The 15,655-nt window shown below is 72.6% G+C and carries 18 protein-coding genes; 9 read left to right on the forward strand and 9 right to left on the reverse strand.

What is annotated here, in order from left to right; translation table 11 throughout:
- Window positions 1-52 precede the first annotated feature (52 nt).
- From ACGFZA_RS31180 to ACGFZA_RS31200, 5 genes are all read right to left on the reverse strand, one after another.
- The gene (locus ACGFZA_RS31180) at window positions 53-625 is read right to left on the reverse strand and encodes a hypothetical protein (RefSeq protein ID WP_393683487.1); all 573 of its coding nucleotides are present in this window, start codon (window positions 623-625) and stop codon (window positions 53-55) included.
- A gap of 116 nt (window positions 626-741) precedes the next feature.
- Complete coding sequence (locus ACGFZA_RS31185) at window positions 742-1,272, reverse strand: SMI1/KNR4 family protein (protein WP_393683489.1); 531 nt, start codon at window positions 1,270-1,272, stop codon at window positions 742-744.
- Window positions 1,273-1,371: 99 nt separating this feature from the next.
- Window positions 1,372-2,016, reverse strand: coding sequence for a hypothetical protein (locus ACGFZA_RS31190; RefSeq protein ID WP_393683778.1), 645 nt, complete (start codon window positions 2,014-2,016; stop codon window positions 1,372-1,374).
- Window positions 2,017-2,156: 140 nt separating this feature from the next.
- Complete coding sequence (locus tag ACGFZA_RS31195) at window positions 2,157-2,666, reverse strand: GNAT family N-acetyltransferase (protein WP_385278456.1); 510 nt, start codon at window positions 2,664-2,666, stop codon at window positions 2,157-2,159.
- Window positions 2,667-2,829: 163 nt separating this feature from the next.
- On the reverse strand, window positions 2,830-3,264 hold the full coding sequence (locus ACGFZA_RS31200; protein ID WP_385278454.1) for a MerR family transcriptional regulator: 435 nt from the start codon (window positions 3,262-3,264) through the stop codon (window positions 2,830-2,832).
- A 90-nt stretch (window positions 3,265-3,354) separates the two neighbouring features.
- Between ACGFZA_RS31200 and ACGFZA_RS31205 the strand changes: the two genes are divergently transcribed.
- Window positions 3,355-4,020, forward strand: a complete 666-nt coding sequence (locus tag ACGFZA_RS31205) for an SDR family NAD(P)-dependent oxidoreductase (protein WP_385278452.1) — start codon at window positions 3,355-3,357, stop codon at window positions 4,018-4,020.
- Between the two features lie 69 nt (window positions 4,021-4,089).
- Here ACGFZA_RS31205 and ACGFZA_RS31210 read toward each other — a convergent pair whose 3' ends face one another.
- Window positions 4,090-5,091, reverse strand: coding sequence for an SEC-C metal-binding domain-containing protein (locus ACGFZA_RS31210; RefSeq protein WP_393683492.1), 1,002 nt, complete (start codon window positions 5,089-5,091; stop codon window positions 4,090-4,092).
- 125 nt (window positions 5,092-5,216) lie between these two features.
- On the opposite strand from ACGFZA_RS31210, the gene ACGFZA_RS31215 reads away from it, so the two are divergent.
- The 3 genes from ACGFZA_RS31215 to ACGFZA_RS31225 all read left to right on the forward strand — a co-directional run bounded on the left by ACGFZA_RS31215 (window position 5,217) and on the right by ACGFZA_RS31225 (window position 7,788).
- Window positions 5,217-6,017 carry a class E sortase gene (locus tag ACGFZA_RS31215; protein WP_393683494.1) on the forward strand — a complete coding sequence of 267 codons (801 nt, stop codon included), beginning with the start codon at window positions 5,217-5,219 and terminating at the stop codon, window positions 6,015-6,017.
- Window positions 6,018-6,127: 110 nt separating this feature from the next.
- Window positions 6,128-6,286: a DUF3311 domain-containing protein gene (locus ACGFZA_RS31220; RefSeq protein ID WP_356321379.1), complete on the forward strand. Its 159-nt coding sequence runs from the start codon at window positions 6,128-6,130 to the stop codon at window positions 6,284-6,286.
- Window positions 6,283-7,788, forward strand: coding sequence for a sodium:solute symporter (locus ACGFZA_RS31225; protein ID WP_385278446.1), 1,506 nt, complete (start codon window positions 6,283-6,285; stop codon window positions 7,786-7,788). The genes ACGFZA_RS31220 and ACGFZA_RS31225 overlap by 4 nt, the downstream gene beginning before the upstream one ends.
- 120 nt (window positions 7,789-7,908) lie before the next feature.
- Here the strand turns inward: ACGFZA_RS31225 and ACGFZA_RS31230 are convergent, their stop codons facing one another.
- The gene (locus ACGFZA_RS31230) at window positions 7,909-9,315 is read right to left on the reverse strand and encodes an MFS transporter (RefSeq protein ID WP_393683497.1); all 1,407 of its coding nucleotides are present in this window, start codon (window positions 9,313-9,315) and stop codon (window positions 7,909-7,911) included.
- Between the two features lie 163 nt (window positions 9,316-9,478).
- Here ACGFZA_RS31230 and ACGFZA_RS31235 point away from each other — a divergent pair, with 163 nt between their 5' ends.
- The 4 genes from ACGFZA_RS31235 (at window position 9,479) to ACGFZA_RS31250 (ending at window position 12,314) form a co-directional block, all read left to right on the forward strand.
- Window positions 9,479-10,009, forward strand: coding sequence for a winged helix-turn-helix transcriptional regulator (locus ACGFZA_RS31235; protein WP_385278442.1), 531 nt, complete (start codon window positions 9,479-9,481; stop codon window positions 10,007-10,009).
- A gap of 68 nt (window positions 10,010-10,077) precedes the next feature.
- Entirely contained in the window at window positions 10,078-10,416 is a 339-nt protein-coding gene (locus ACGFZA_RS31240; RefSeq protein WP_385278440.1) for a DUF6412 domain-containing protein, read from the forward strand.
- Window positions 10,417-10,547: 131 nt separating this feature from the next.
- Window positions 10,548-11,318, forward strand: a complete 771-nt coding sequence (locus ACGFZA_RS31245; protein WP_385278438.1) for a YidC/Oxa1 family membrane protein insertase — start codon at window positions 10,548-10,550, stop codon at window positions 11,316-11,318.
- Between the two features lie 135 nt (window positions 11,319-11,453).
- A complete protein-coding gene (locus tag ACGFZA_RS31250) occupies window positions 11,454-12,314 on the forward strand; it encodes a fumarylacetoacetate hydrolase family protein (protein WP_385278436.1) in 861 nt (286 codons plus the stop codon).
- 51 nt (window positions 12,315-12,365) lie between these two features.
- Here ACGFZA_RS31250 and ACGFZA_RS31255 read toward each other — a convergent pair whose 3' ends face one another.
- The gene (locus tag ACGFZA_RS31255) at window positions 12,366-12,845 is read right to left on the reverse strand and encodes a heme-degrading domain-containing protein (RefSeq protein WP_385278434.1); all 480 of its coding nucleotides are present in this window, start codon (window positions 12,843-12,845) and stop codon (window positions 12,366-12,368) included.
- Window positions 12,842-14,005, reverse strand: a complete 1,164-nt coding sequence (locus ACGFZA_RS31260; protein WP_393683501.1) for a Gfo/Idh/MocA family oxidoreductase — start codon at window positions 14,003-14,005, stop codon at window positions 12,842-12,844. The genes ACGFZA_RS31255 and ACGFZA_RS31260 overlap by 4 nt, the downstream gene beginning before the upstream one ends.
- A 56-nt stretch (window positions 14,006-14,061) precedes the next feature.
- Here ACGFZA_RS31260 and ACGFZA_RS31265 point away from each other — a divergent pair, with 56 nt between their 5' ends.
- Window positions 14,062-15,231: an ROK family protein gene (locus ACGFZA_RS31265; protein ID WP_393683503.1), complete on the forward strand. Its 1,170-nt coding sequence runs from the start codon at window positions 14,062-14,064 to the stop codon at window positions 15,229-15,231.
- Window positions 15,232-15,655 lie beyond the last annotated feature (424 nt).

Consider the following 15,655-nt stretch of genomic DNA (forward strand, 5'->3'; position numbering starts at 1 on the left):
ATCTAGCCAGTTGTATCAAGGGAGACTGACAAGGCTTTGTCGAGCGGGAGCCTCAGAGCCTCGCCGGCGCCCCGAACCACGCCCGGGTCTCCGGCTGGTTCGGCCGGACGACGAGCAGGATCGCCACGACGAGCCAGATCAGGGCCAGGAGCAGGATCGGCAGGAACGCCCACAGGAAGAGGGTGAAGCCCAGGTTCGTCCAGCCGTAGGCGATGGCCGAATTGCGCACGTTGGGGTGGCGGGTGGGGAACTTGAGGGCCGTCAGGATGCCCCAGGCGGCGACCGCCAGGATGAGGACGCCCACGAAGACGACGGTGCCCGAGTGCTCCTCCCCGGTGGCGCGGTCGGCGTAGAACGTCGCGTCGTCCTCGCCCCAGAGGGACTTGGCGATGGAGACGCTGTTGGTCACCAGGGCCAGGCCGAGGACGGCCTGGAGGCCGCCGACGACCGTCATGAGTACGCGCAGGCTGCTGACCGGCGCGGGCATCCCGCCGTCGGCGGGAGCCGGGTGGCCGGTGGGGCCGCCGGAGCCGGGCGGGTGCGGTGGGCGGGGCGGATTGCCGCGGGCCCAGGGGCGTTGGGGTGGAGGAGCGCTCTCCGGCGTGCCCGGCTCGTCTGTGCTCATGGGTGGCCTTCCCCGTATGGTCCACGCTTCGGGAGACCATGGTCGGGGGAGGCCGTGGCCTTGGCCAGACGTATGTCGGCCTCGTTCGGCGCGGAGGGGCGCCGCGGGGGCTCAGCTCACCGGCACAGCTTCTCCAGGTCCTCCGCGAAGGTGGGGAACTCCGCCTGCGCCGAGGCGATGATCTCCCGGGCCGGTCGCCGCGGCGTCGTCGCGTGGCGTTCGGCGAGCTCGTTCAGGGCCGCGTGGGGGCGCGACGCGTCGTCCTGGAGCACGACGACCTCGCACGGGCCGAGCCCGTCGGCCAGTACCCACAGGAAATCGGAGAGGCTGCCCGCCACGACGCCGTTCTCCCCTTCCGAGCCCATGAAGACCACCGGCTGGTCGGTGAGCGGAAGTCCGGGGCGGGCGAGCCACAGGGCGGCGAGGCCGCCCGTGCCGTCCTGGCCGAAGACCCGGTAGGCGGAGCTGTCCAGCTCGTCGTTGCCGGTCCAGTGGCGGAGCCAGTCCGTGGTCTTCGCGGCGGAGTCGAAGGCTTCGTACGGCTCGAAGTCGATGCTGTCGTCGTCCTCGTACGGGAACTCCGTCCGGCCCACCTCGGCCAGGGCGGGCGGGAAGGCGCGGTCGTCGTGGCCCGTCGTCTCGGTCATGTACGCAGACTAGACACGACCACTGACATCGTGGCCGGCGGCGGCGGAGGAGTGGGCGTCGGCAGGAGTCGGAGATCGGTCGGGCTTACTGGGACCTGGTCAGCCGTGGACCCAGATCCGCAGGGGAGCGATCTGCCGGAAACCGTGGCGGACGGCGGCCGCGAGGTCCTCGCCGTGTTCGTAGCCGACGACGGGCAGGCCGGGGAAGCGCCGGTGCACCGTGTCCAGCACGCCCGGCCAGGCCGTGTCGGGGTCGTCGTCCAGGGCGAAGACGTTGGAGACGCCGACCGCGTCGGCACTGCGGCTCGCCACCGCCCCGGCGACCACCCCGCCGTCCGCTGAACGCCCCGCGAGTACGAAGGTGGCCGGGTCGTCGAGCAGTTCGGGCCGGAAGAGATCCGCGTTGCCCTCCGCGCCGTCCCGGGCGAGCGCCCAGGCGCGCAGCGCGTCCGGGGTCCGCGCCACGTCCCAGGCCAGGTGCGGGGTGAGGGCGGGCGCGCCCGCCGGGCGGTGGATCCACTGCGCCTCGAACAGCACCTCGAAGCCCACCGCGGTGAGGTCGAGGTCGGCGAAGCTGTCCTTGACGGAGGCGCCCGGCGCGGTGGTGTCGATCCGTTCGGCCAGCGCGACCGGGTCCGCGCCCGGCACCAGTGTCACCGCGTCGGGGTAGTACAGCGGTGTACGGGCCGGGGCCGTCCACGCCTGGTCCCCGAACGCGCTCACCCCGCCGTGCGATCGGCTCATCGCCGCGCACCACTCGGCGTTGTTGCGGGCAGCGGTCCGGACCAGGAGATGCGTCGGTGTCGTCACGGGTGCGAAGCCTGCCCGTCAAGGACGGCGGCGTCGAGCGATTTTCGATCTTCGAGGCATGCATGGCTCGAAGATCAGGCGGACCGGGGTGGCCTCGCCGTCAGATTCCGTACGTAACCCACTCCCCGCTGCCCGCTGAGCACCAGCTCCTCGCCCGTGAGGACGAAGCCCATCCGTGTCAGGACCGCCTGCGAGGCGGTGTTGGTGAGCGTGGCCGCCGCGCGCAGCGTCGTCAGGCCGTACGTCCTCTCGCACGCCTTGAGTATCTGGCGGACCGCCTCCGTGGCCAGGCCGCGGCCCGTGGCCTTCTCGGCGAGACGGAAGCCCAGTTCGGCCGAGCCGTCCGCCACGTCCACCACGTTGAACCGGCCCAGGATCTCGCCGCCCTCCTCCGCCACCAGTACGTGGAAGTGGCAGGTGCCGGCCGCCTGTTCGGCCAGACGTTCCGCGTGGATGGCGGCGAAGTGGGTGAAGAAGTCGTCGCCGCGGTCCGGCACCGAGGCCGCGAAGAAGGCGCGGTTCTCCCGCTCGAACGCGAGGAGGGCGGGGGCGTGGTCGGCGCGCAGGCGCTGGAGCTCGGGCATGGCGGCAGGGTATGCGGGCGAGGCGTCCGAGGCATCGGAGATTGGGTGGGGGCGGAGGGCGGCAGTAGCGGGGCGGTGTCGTGACCGGTTCCCCGGCTTCCCGTACCGGCTGATCGTCAGGATGGAGCCGTCGAGGCAGGATCACTCCCACTCGGCCCCGGAATCAGCTGTCTCCGCCGGCAAGTGGGTTCTGCCCGGCGGCCGGTCCCGGTTGGGCCGGCCCGGCCGGTCCGTCGCCGCGTTGTCGCAGGGCGGCGTCGAGCAAGGTGTCGAGCGCCTGTTGGGACGACTGGAGCTGCGCGATCGCCTCGGTGGCGCGACGACTCTCCCGTCGCAGGTGCGTGATCATGCCGGGGCAGGCCGACGGTATGAGTCGCTCACCGTCGTCGTGGACGCAGTCCAGCAGCTGGGCGATGACGGCGGTGGGCAGTCCGGCGGCCAGCAGCGTACGGATGTGGCGCACAGCGGCGACGTCCGCATCGGAGTACGCGCGATAGCCGTTGCTCAGTCGAACCGGCCGGAGCAGCCCCTGCTCCTCGTAGTACCGCAGTAACCGTGGGCTGACTCCTGTCGCGTCAGCCAGGGCACCGATCCGCATGCGGACCCCCCGCTCCGAGGTTGACCTTCACACCGATGTCACACCTTAGCGTTCTGGTCGCCAGCCACTATTCCAGCGAAGGAGCCGGTCATGCCGGGAGTCGTTGTCATCGGAGCAGGTCCGGGGATCGGCCGTTCGGTCGCCCGGCGATTCGCGCGCGAGGGCATGCCTGTCGCGCTCGTCGCACGGAGCGCCGGAACTCTCAAGGCCGCAGTCGAAGCGGTCTCCCCCTTTGGAGTGCCCGTCCTCTCCCTGACCGCCGACAGCGTCGACGAGGCGGCGTCGCGCGCTGCCCTCGACGCCGCGGCCGAGGAGTTCGGCCTTCCGGACGTCGTGGTCTACAACGCGGCGATCATCCAGTCCGACGCCCCCGGACAACTGGACGCGCGCGCACAACTGGACGCCTGGGCGGTCAACGTGGTCGGGGCGCTCACCGCCGCCGCCCACATCGCGCCCGGGATGGCGCGGCGCGGCAGCGGTTCGTTCATCGTCACCGGTGGAATGCCCGAACCGAAGCCGCGCTACGTGAGCCTTTCGCTCGGCAAGGCCGGGGTGCGGACCCTGGTGACCCTGCTCGATCAGGAGTACGGGCCTTCGGGCGTCCACGTGGCCAGTGTCACCGTGGACGGTCCGGTGGTTCCAGGTACCGCTTTCGACCCGGACCGCATCGCCGAACACTACTGGCGGCTGCACACCCAGCCGCGCCACGCGTGGCAGCAGGAGATCGTCCACGACGGCCTCCCCGCCGTGCTCTGAACCGCCGGCACCTGCCGCCCGTACCCCCGCCCGGTTGTTCGCGCCGATCCGTCCCGTCCTGTACGACGGCTACGCGCCGCCGTGGCAGTCCCGGTACGACCGCCCGGAGCCGCACCAGCACGCCGCGCTCCTCGCCGGGGGCCACGGGACCGCGCGGCCGCGGGCCGCCAGGGTCGTCGCGTACTGGGGGAGCAGGTCCGGGTCGGACGGGGAGGCGGCCTCGGAGGCGGCGAACGCCTCGTACGACGGGACCGTGCCCGTCACGATCCCGAGGTTCGGGGTCCCCGCCGCATGCAGGTCGCGCAGGGCCGCCTCCAGGCGGGCCAGGTGGTCCGGGTGCGAGGCGTACTCGCTGCCGAGGCCGGGGTACGCCGTCAGGAGCTCGCGCAGTTCCGGCTCCGGCCAGTGGAGCACCGCCACCGGGAACGGGCGGGACAGGGCCGTGCGGTACGTGCCCAGTTCGGCGCGGAGGCGGGTGATCTCGGCCCGGAGCTCGCGCGGGTCCGAGGAGCCCAGCGCCCACAGCCGTTTCGGGTCGTGGAGTTCGTCCAGCGGGACGGCCGCGGTGTGGAGGGCGTCGGCGAGTTCGTCCCAGGCGTCGTGCGTGACGCCCATCAGGCGGCGTACGCGGTGGCGGCCGGTCAGCAGCGACTGCGTGGCGTACGGGACTTCCTCGCCCGGGGCGATGAGCAGGGTGAGGGCCGTGGAGAAGTAGTCGTGGGCCGACTCCAGCTCGTCGTGGGCCTCCAGGGTCTCTGCCGCGATCTCCCAGGGGGCCGCCTCCAACGGGCCGGCCGCCCGGATGCCGTCGATGATCGCGCGGGCCTCGGCCTCGTGGCCGTACTCCCACAGGTTGGCGGCGCTGAGCGCCTTCACCAGGTGGGGGTGTTCGGTGTCGGGGTCGCTGAGCAGGGAGTCGTAGAGCGTGGTGGCGCGGGCGCGGTCACCGGCGAGTTCCAGGTGGGCCGCCGCCTGGAGGAGCAGCGGTTCGTGGTCCTCGGGGTACTGCGCCGCGGTGCGGAGCAGGCGCTCGGCTTCGGTGGTGTGGTCGGCAGGCGTGTCGGGGCGCATGAACCACACGGTACTGCCGTACGGGCGCGGACCGGAGGGATGTTCCGGCTCCGGTGAGCGGCGCCGGTGGGTGAGCCTTGTTACTGCTCTGGAGAGTTGCGGGCCTTGGCCCTATCGTGCGGGCCGTGCGTGAGCGGATACGTGAGCGGATACCGGTGGTGGTGCAGCGCGACGCGCGCGGGAGGCGGCTGGCCGCGCGCGGGCTGTGGACGGGCGCGGAGCTGGTGGTGACGCTCGGCGTCGTCCTGCTGCTGCTCGTCGCCCATCAGCTGTGGTGGACCAACCGGCAGGCCCGTGCCGAGGCCGCCGACACCGTGCATGCCCTCCAGCGCGACTGGGGGGAGCCGGAGGCGGCCGCGGATCAGCCGGTGGCTGAGGAGTCGCAGGAGCCGGTGGACGGGGACAGCCCCGCCGTGGGGGAGAAGGGCGGGGAGAGCGGGGGAGCGGGGTCCGCAGCCGCGCCCGCGCCCCGGCGGTCCCAGGCGTACGCCGTCATCCGCATCCCGCGCATCGGGCTGACCGCACCCGTCGCCCAGGGCATCAGCAAGCACGGCGTCCTGGACAAGGGGTACGTCGGCCACTACCCCCGCACCGCGCAGCCCGGCGCCTCCGGGAACTTCGCGCTCGCCGGGCACCGCAACACCCACGGCGAGCCGTTCCGCTACATCAACCGCCTGCGGTCCGGCGACCGCGTCACCGTCGAGACCCGGGACGCCGTCTACACGTACACCGTGGACAAGACCCTCGCCCGCACCCAGCCGGGCGACAGCGGCGTCATCGCCGCCGTGCCGCGCAGCAATGTGAAGCCGTACGTGGGCTACCGGGCCGCAGGGTCCTATCTGACCCTGACGACGTGCACGCCCGAATTCACCTCCCGCTACCGGCTGGTGGTGTGGGGGAAGCTGACCGGCGTACGGGAGCGCTGACCACGAGGGACGAGGGCGCCGGACCTCACAGGGGTGAGGCCCGGCGCCCTCACCCGCGGGAGGTCGTAAGGTTCTCCGACGTGCTGAGACGACGTCCGCAGTTGCTGTGGTTGCTGGTTCCCTACGTGCTCTACCTGGGGGCGCTGCCGTTCGTGAACCGGGTTGATCCCGTCGTTCTCGGACTGCCGTTCCTCTTCTTCTGGCTCCTCGGGGCGACCCTGCTCACCCCCGTCGCCGTATGGCTGACCCGGCGGGGTGACCGCCGGTGAACGCCGCCGTCGCGACCTCCGTCTTCGGGGTCTTCATGGTCGCCACCGTGGCCCTCGGACTGCTCGCCGTGCGCGGCCGGCGCGGGGGCGAGGGCGGCGGGCTCGCCGAGTGGTCGGTGGGCGGGCGCAGCCTGGGGACCGTCTTCATCTGGGTGCTGATGGCCGGTGAGGGCTACACCAGCTTCAGCTACCTCGGCGCCGCCGGCTGGGGCTACAACTACGGGGCGCCCGTTCTCTACGTGGTCGCGTACATGTCCTGCGGCTACGCCGTCGGCTACGTCGTCGGGCCCATGCTCTGGGCGTACGCGCGCAGGCACGGACTCGTCGGGATCACCGACATGGTGGCGCACCGCTTCGGGCGGCCCTGGCTCGGCGCGCTCGTCGCCGTCCTCGCGACCGTCTTCCTGCTCCCGTACATCCAGCTCCAGATCACCGGCATGGGCGTGGTCGTCTCGACCATCTCCTACGGCGCCATCAGCCTGAACTGGGCCTACTTCATCGCCTTCGCCGTGACCACCGGCTTCGTCGTGGTGAGCGGGCTGCGCGGCAGCGCGTGGGTGTCGGTGCTGAAGGACGTGATGGTGATCGCCACGCTCGGCTTCCTGGCGATCTACGTACCGCTGCACTACTTCGACGGGTACGGGCCCTTCCTCGACCGGCTCGTCACCGAGAAGCGCGAGTGGCTGACCTTCCCCGGGCACGGGGACAGCGGCCTCGGACAGGCCTGGTTCATCACCACCTCGTTCCTCAACTCCCTCACCGTCGTGATCTTCCCGACGACCGTCGCCGGCTACCTCGGTGCGAAGAACGCCGACGTCCTGCGGCGCAACGCGATGTGGCTGCCCGCCTACAACGTCCTGCTGTTCGTCCCCATGCTGCTCGGCATGGCGGCGCTCTTCGTCGTGCCGGGGCTCGTCGGTGCCGAATCCAACCTGGCGCTGTTCAAGCTGGTCGTGGACTCGCTGCCGGCCTGGTCGGTCGGGGTCATCGGCGTCGCCGCCGCGCTCTCCTCGATCGTGCCGATGGCCGTCTTCATGCTGGTCATCGGCACGATGTGGGGTCGCAGTGTGCTCTCGCTCGTACCGCGCTGGGAACGTCGGCAGAAGGGTGCGGCCCAGGTGGTCGTCGTGGTCGCCGGGAGCCTGGCGCTGCTGCTCACGTACACCGCGCCGAACACCCTCGTACGGCTCTCGCTGATCTCGTACGAGGGCATGGCGCAGCTGCTCCCCATGGTGTTGCTGGGGCTGATGTGGCGACGGCTGACCCTGCTCGGGGCGATGAGCGGGCTGGTCGTCGGGGTGGGCGTGGTCTGCGGGTTCGTGTTCACGGAGAACGATCCGGTGTGGGGGGTGAACGCCGGCATCGTCGCTCTGGGCGCCAACCTGGCCGTCGCGCTGGCCGTGACGTACGCCGGTCCGCGCGAGCACGACGAGCGGCCGGACGAGGAGGTGCTCGCGCGGGACGAGATCGGGGACGAGGAAGCGCTCGTGGCGGCGGGGTGAGAGTGAGTGAGGGAGAGGGGGCGGCCTCGTCCGTCCCGTTCCCGTAGCCGGGTAGCCGGGTACCGGCGCAGGGCCCGTTTCCGTAGCCGTGCACCGGCGCCGCGTGTCCGCGTACCGGCGTCAGCTCCGTTCCCGCAGCAGCAGCACGCTGACCGCCGCCACCAGGGCGAGCCCCACCGACAGCAGCAGCGCGCCGTCCGCTCCCGAGCCCGTCGTCGCGATGGCGATCGTCACGGCGACGCCCGCCGACGAGCCGATGTAGCGCGCGGTGTTGTTCGCGCCCGAGCCCATGGCCGCCCGCTCCTGCGGCACCGATTCGATCGCCAGCCGGGGCAGGGCGGCGTTCAGCAGACCGCTGCCGGCGCCCGACACCACCAGGGCCGGGATCAGCCGGAGCCACACCGTCGCACCCGGGTGCCCGACGGCGTCCAGCGAGCCCAGCAGGGAGACCACCCCCACCGCGTGCAGGGCGAAGCCCGCGGACAGCTGGTGACGGGGTGCCACCCGGCCCGTCAGCCGGCGCGCCTGCAACGCCACGACGAACGCCGTGCCCGACCAGAGCAGGAACAGCCACGCCGCACCGATCGCCGACAGCCCCAGTGCCCGCTGGAGCAGCGTCGGCAGATAGCTGAACAGGCCGATCACGGAGAGCCCCGTGAACAGCCCGCCGGCCGCCGAGGCCAGGAACGGGCGGCTGCGCAGCAGTGCCGGGTCGATCAGCGGGGCCGCCGCCCGGCGCTCCACCGCGAGGAACACGAACGCCAGGGCGAGGGAGGCGAGCAGCAGCAGTCCGACGGGGGCGCGCAGCCAGCCGTCCCGGCCGAGGGTCAGTGCCGTCAGCAGCGCCGTCATCGCCAGGCCCAGCACCGCCGCGCCCGCCAGGTCCGGGCGGCCGCCGCGCGGGGCCCGGGACTCGTCGAGCGTACGGAAGGCGAAGGCGGCCGTGAGGAGGGCGGCGAGGCCCAGTACGACGTACGTCAGCCGCCAGTCGACGGAGCCGAGCGACCCCGCCAGCAGCGGGCCGAGCGCGATCCCCGCGCTCACGAACGCGCCCCAGACACCCGTCGCCCTGATCCTTGCCGCACCGGCCGGGAACGCCCCGACGAGCAGGCCCAGGCTCGTGGCCAGGATCGCGGCGCTCGCCGCCCCCTGGGCGACCCGGGCCAGCGTGAACGTGAGGGTGTCGGTGGTGAGGGCGCCGAGCCCGGTGGTGAGGCCGAGGGCGAGCGTGCCGAGCAGGAAGAGTCTGCGGCGGCCGTAGTCGTCGGCGAGGCTGCCCGCGACCAGCAGGACCGCGGCGAGCCCGAGCGGGGTGCCGTTGAGCAGCCACGCCTGGCCGGAGGGCGGGGTGGCCAGGGCGGCCGAGATGCCGGGGACCGTCGTCATCGGCGCGGTGTAGTTCATCAGCGCCACGGCGGTGGCGACGGAGGTGATCGCGAGGGTCGGCCCGGGGCGGGGGCCGCGGTGAGGAGGGGGCAGGGGCGCGGTCTTCGCTTGCGCGGGGCGGGGGCGTACGGGCTGGGCCATGGCATCGCTCCGGGATTCGCCGGGATTCGCACGGGCGTCGCGCGACCGGGCCGCAGGGGCGCGGCACCACTCGCAGTGAGTTCGGTGATTGAACTCACGTCGAGGATGCTGACGCTAGCACGTCAGGTTCATTCATCGAACCGTGAAGGAGTAAAGTGACCCCATGGCTCTCGGCAAGGACTACGCGAACCAGCAGTGCTCCATCGCCCGCGCACTCGAAGTGGTCGGCGAGCGCTGGACCCTCCTGGTGCTGCGCGACGCCTTGTACGGCGTGCGCCGGTACAACGACTTCCTCGTGCACCTCGGCATCCCGCGCGCCGTCCTCGCCTCCCGGCTCCAGTCCCTCATCGAGGCCGGGCTCCTGGAGAAGCGCCGCTACCAGGAGTCGCCGCCGCGCGAGGAGTACGTCCTGACCGACAGCGGCAAGGCGCTCTGGCCGGTCCTGCGCACCCTCGGGGCGTGGGGACGCGACCACCTCCCCGGCACCCTCCCGACGCGCGTCTTCGTCCACGCCTCCTGCGGTACGGAGCTGGGCGCTTACGGCGAATGCCCGGCCTGCTCCGTCTCCGTGCCGCCCGAGGACGTCGAGATGAGGCCCGGCCCCGGGCTCGACAAGGACACCGGCAACCCGGTCGCCCGCGCCCTGCTCACGCCCCGTCGACTCCTGATGCCCCTCGAAGCCGATCGTGTATAACGGTTAAAGGTTGAAGTGCCGCGAAGACCCGCGGCGCGCGGCCGCGGACGAGCGGAAGGGGGAGGGACATGGACGACACGCGCGCCATGAACCGCATGCGCGGCGCCCTCGCCCGGGTCCTGAGGCCCGCCGGGCTCCTGCTCTTCTTCCTCACCGAGGTCCTGCTCGCCGAGGGCGGCAGTCTCTCCGCCGCCGTCGCGCTCGCCGCCACCGCGGCCGCCGGCACCGCGCTCGTCGCCTGCTCGGTCATCAGCGCGCGCTGCGCCGCCCCGGTGCCCCGCACCCGGGTCCGTACCGCCATGCGCGACCGCGAGAAACGCACCGCGTTCCTGCCCCAACGGGACCCCGACGCCAAGGGGCGCCGACGACCCCGAGCCCCCGGCCGCGCCCTCCTGACGGCCGCGTAGGGCTCTCTCCTCCCTCTTCTCCGCCCCAGGCGCGTACGCCATGCGCGCGTACGCACGGGCGCCCCGCGCGGATCCGTCATGCCGAAGCTGATCCACTTCCCGGCACGACGAGACCCCCGGAGGGCTCATCCATGTCCGCCTTCATGTCCGCATTCGCCAGCCTGGTCGGCGCCCTCGCCGACGTGCTCCACCCGCTCTTCCAGAACGCGTCCACCGCCGCCGCGATCATCCTGTTCACCGCCCTCGTGCGACTCGCCGTGCACCCCCTGTCCCGGGCCGCGGCGCGCGGACAGAAGGCGCAGCGCCGGCTCCAGCCGCAGATCGCCGAGCTCCGCAAGAAGCACAAGAAGAACCCCGAGCGGATGCAGAAGGCGCTCATGGAACTGCACAAGGAGGAGAAGGTCTCCCCGCTCTCCGGCTGCCTGCCGAGCCTCCTGCAGATGCCGGCTTTCTTCCTGCTCTACCACCTCTTCTCCAGTACGAGGATCGGCGACGACGCCAACGAACTCCTCGGTCACCAGCTCCTCGGCGCCCCGCTCGGTGAGCGCTGGCGCGACGCGCTCGCGGACGGCGGGATGTTCGGTGCGCAGGGCCTCGTGTACGTCGGGCTGTTCGTGATCGTCGCCGCCGTCGCCACGTTCAACTACGGGCGGACGAAGCGGCAGATGGCGGCCAACCCCGTCGCACCGGCCACCGGCCCCGACGGACAGCCGGTCCCCGGCATGGGCGCGATGGCGAAGGTGATGCCGCTGATGTCCTTCTTCACGCTGTTCACCGTCGCCTTCGTGCCGCTGGCCGCCGCGCTGTACGTCGTCACGAGCACCACCTGGACCGCGATCGAGCGGGCCTACCTGTACCGCGACATGCCGGCCGCCGGGGCCGCCATGGCCACCGCGGCGTAATCGGCTCGGCGAGTGCGCCGGTCCAGTGTGTGAACAGGGTCTTGCGGAGTGATCGGATGTCTTGGAGGATCGGCCAAGCCTGCGATGGCCGCAACCCATCCGACGGGCCCGATCTCGACCGAGGGAGACAGACCGTTGAAGTTGCTTCGTGTGGGTACAGCGGGTGCGGAACGTCCGGCGCTGCTGGACGGGGACGGAACCCTGCGTGACCTGTCGGGGATCGTCACCGACATCGACAGCGCGCTGCTCGCCGACGAGGACGCGCTCGCCCGGGTGCGGGCCGCCGCGGCCGCGCCGGGGGAGCTGCCCGTGCTCGGTGCCGAGGGGCTCCGGGTGGGTCCGCCGCTCGGCCGGATCGGCAAGATCGTGTGCATCGGGCTGAACTACCACGACCACGCCACGGAGACCGGCGCCCAGATCCCGGACGAGCCGATCCTGTTCTTCAAGGCGCCGGACACGGTCGTCGGGCCCGAGGACACCGTGCTCGTGCCGCGCGGCAGCGAGAAGACCGACTGGGAGGTCGAGCTCGCCGTCGTCATCGGGCGCACCGCCCGGTACCTGGACTCCGCGGAGGAGGGGCTCGCGCACGTCGCCGGATACGCGGTGGCGCACGACGTCTCCGAGCGCGCGTTCCAGATCGAGCGCGGCGGCACGTGGGACAAGGGCAAGAACTGCGAGACGTTCAACCCGCTGGGGCCCTGGCTGGTGACCGCCGACGAGGTGGCCGACCCGCAGGCGCTGCCGCTGAAGCTCTGGGTCAACGGCGAGCTGAAGCAGAACGGCACCACGGCCGACCAGATCTTCCCGGTCGGTGAGGTCGTCCGCTACCTCAGCCACTTCATGACGCTCTACCCGGGCGACGTGATCAACACCGGCACGCCCGCCGGAGTGGCGATGGGGCAGCCCGAGCCCAAGCCGTATCTGCGGGCCGGGGATGTCGTGGAGCTGGAGATCGCGGGCCTGGGGCGGCAGCGCCAGGAGCTGAAGGACGCTTAAAGATCGGAGGGGTGGGTGCGGTCCGGCGGCGGCGCCCACCCCTCACGCATCTCAGTCGCTGATCTTCGTCGCGAACTGCTCCAGTGCCTCGACCACCAGCGCGTGGTCCTCGGCCTGGGGCAGCCCCGACACCGTGACCGAGCCGATGACGCCCGCGCCCTCGACCGCGATCGGGAACGACCCGCCGTGCGCGGCGTACGTGTCCGGGTCCAGGCGCGAGGCCTCGTCGAACGTGGTCCCCTTGGCCCGGAACCGCGTCCCGACCAGGTACGAGCTCTCGCCGTAGCGCTCGACGACCTTGCGCTTGCGGTCGATCCACGCGTCGTTGTCCGCGCTCGAACCCGGCAGCGCGGCATGGAACAGCTGCTGGGCGCCGCGCCGGATGTCGATCGCGACCGGGGCGTGCCGCTCCCGGGCCAGCGAGACGAGCAGGCTGCCGAGCGCGTACGCGTCGTCGTAGCCGAAGTGCGGCAGTGTCAGCCGGCGCTCCTGGGCGATCAGCTCGGAGATGGTCGGAGCGGTGGGGTTCATGCGGACTGCTCCTCGGTGGCGTGCGTGGTGGCGGACACGGAGACGGACGCCGCGGGCAGGGCCACCGTGATCCCGTCGCGGGCGGAGCGGCGGGCGGCCTCCAGGACGTCCAGCGCGGCGGCGGCCTGCAGCGCGGTCACCGGATTCTCGCCCTTCCCGCGCAGCGCGTCGGCGACCGCCGCGTAGTACGCGGGGTAGTCGCCCGGCAGGGTGCGGACCGGGGTGCCGCCACCCGTGAGCGGGGACTCGCCCGCACCGAGCCGGCCCCACAGCGCCTCGTCCTCCACACCCCACGGCCCGTCCGTCGTCGGGCGCGCACCCTCGCGCAGGGCGGCCTCCTGGGGGTCGAGGCCGTACTTCACGAAGCCGGCGGCCGACCCGAGGACCCGGAAACGCGGGCCGAGCTGGGCGGTCGTCGCGCTGACGTACAGATGCGAGCGGACCCCGTTCGCGTGGGTGATGGCCAGGAACGTGTCGTCGTCGGCCGCAGCGCCGGGACGGCGTACGTCCGACTCCGCGTACACCTGGGCCGCCGGACCGAACAGGACCAGTGCCTGGTCGACGACATGGCTGCCCAGGTCGTACAGCAGCCCGCCGATCTCCTGCGGGTCGCCCGACTCGCGCCAGCCGCCCTTCGGCTGCGGGCGCCACCGCTCGAAGCGGGACTCGAAGCGCTGCACCTCGCCCAGCCCGCCGTCCGCGATCAGCGAGCGCAGGGTGAGGAAGTCGTTGTCCCAGCGGCGGTTCTGGAAGACCGAGAGCAGCAGCCCGCGCTCCTCCGCCAGGGCGGCAAGCTCCCGGGCCTCGGCCGCCGTACCCGCGACCGGCTTGTCCACGACCACCGGCAGACCGGCCTTCAGCGCGGCCGTCGCGATCGGGACGTGCGTCTTGTTCGGCGACGCGATCACGATCAGGTCGAGCTCGTCCGCACGCGGCCACAGCTCGTCCGGCGAGGCGGCGAACCGTACGTCGGGGAACTCGGCACGGGCCTGCTCCCGGCGCTCCTCGTTCGACGTGACGACCGTGTCCAGGACGAGGCCCTCGGTCGCGGCGATCAGGGGGGCGTGGAAGACGGAACCCGCCAGGCCGTAGCCGACGAGGCCGACGCGCAGGGGGGTCCCGGACGTGCCGGAGGTCTCGTGAGTCGCGTGTTCAGTCATGAGTTCCACTTTGGCAACGCTGTTGCCAAAGTGCAAGCGCGGGAGACAATGGGTCCGTGAACAGGAGTAACAGCGGCGCGAACCTGCCGACACTGCGCAGCCACAACGCGGCGCTCGTGCTGGACCTGCTGCGGGCGGCGGGCGAGCGGGGTATCAGCCGCCTCGAACTCGCCGGGCGGACCGGGCTCACCCCGCAGGCCGTCAGTAAGATCACCGCCCGGCTGCGGGCCGAGGGCCTGGCCGGCGAGGCCGGGTACCGCGCCTCCACAGGCGGCAAGCCGCGCACCGTGCTGCGCCTGGTGCCGGACGCCGGTCACGCGGTGGGGCTGCACCTGGACCGCGACGAGCTGACCGTGGTGCTCGTCGACCTCGCGGGCGCGGTGGCCGCGAGCCGTACGGCCCCGCTGGACTTCGGGGCCCCGGCCGACGAGGTGCTGGGAGCGGCGGTCGGGGCGGTCGCCGCGGTGCGGGGCGACGGGGCGCTGCCGGTGTTCGGGGTGGGGGTCGCCGTGCCGGGGCCGCTCGACCACCGGGGCGGGGTGCTGCACCGCGTCACCGGGTTCCCGCAGTGGGACGGCTACCCGCTCCGGGACGTGCTCGCCGCGCGGACCGGGCTGCCCGTCGTCATCGACAAGGACACCAACGCCGCCGCGCTCGGTCTCGCCCTCCAGGCGCCGGGCCCCGCCGACTTCGCCTACCTCCACCTGGGCACGGGGCTCGGCTGCGGACTGGTCCTCGGCGGGGCGCTGCACCGCGGAGCCCGTACCGGGGCGGGAGAGTTCGGCCACCAGACCGTCCAGCTGGACGGGGTGCTGTGCAGCTGCGGGGGACGCGGCTGCATCGAGGCGCTCTGCCTGGCCGCCGCCGGCCGGGGCGACATCGCCGAGGCCGCGCGGGTGCTCGGGACCGGCGCGGCCAACCTCGTCGGGCTGCTCGACATCGACCGGGTGGTGCTCGGCGGACGCACCGTCGCCGCCGACCCCGACGCGTACGTCCGAGGGGTACGCGCGGTGCTCGACGAACGGGCCCGGCGCGACGGGACCGACGGAACGCCGGTGCCGGTCATCGCCGCCGGCGGAGGCTACCGGCCGGTCGCCGAAGGGGCGGCGCAGCTGATCCTCGCCCCGCTGTTCGGCCGCGTGGGGGGTACGGACACCGGCCACGGCTCGGTCACGGGTGCTGACCTGCCGTCGGATTCCGCCGCCGCCTCCGGCGGGCACGGCTGACGACAAGGGGCTTGGCGTGGCGTCGAGTTGACGCGCCGAGAGCGGTCGCTCGTGCGTCGATACGGCCCCCGAACCGGCCCCACCTGCGGTGACATGGCGTCCGGAGCGGGCCGGCGGGCCGTGGCCCGGCACCTGCGAAGGGCGGGTGCGCTCCTGAACGGCACCGCCGACGGGCCCTCGCGCGCCGACACGGCAACAGCGGCTCCGGCGCACGGGAAATCTCTGCCGGGAATCGCAGGAGGACCGTGTGCCTGTACGTGACTCGGGCGCCGTCCCCCGCCCCCGCCGTTTCCGTTTGGTACCGCCCCGTCGAGCGCAAAAAGCAGGAAGAGGACCTTCCTCTTCCGGCCGCAGTGATTCCTCCGGATCACGCCGGACCAGAGAGCGGGGCCCGGTGCGGCAGCTGCGATTCCACGAGCTGCCC

The organism is Streptomyces sp. NPDC048211, from assembly GCF_043202315.1.
Taxonomy (GTDB): domain Bacteria; phylum Actinomycetota; class Actinomycetes; order Streptomycetales; family Streptomycetaceae; genus Streptomyces.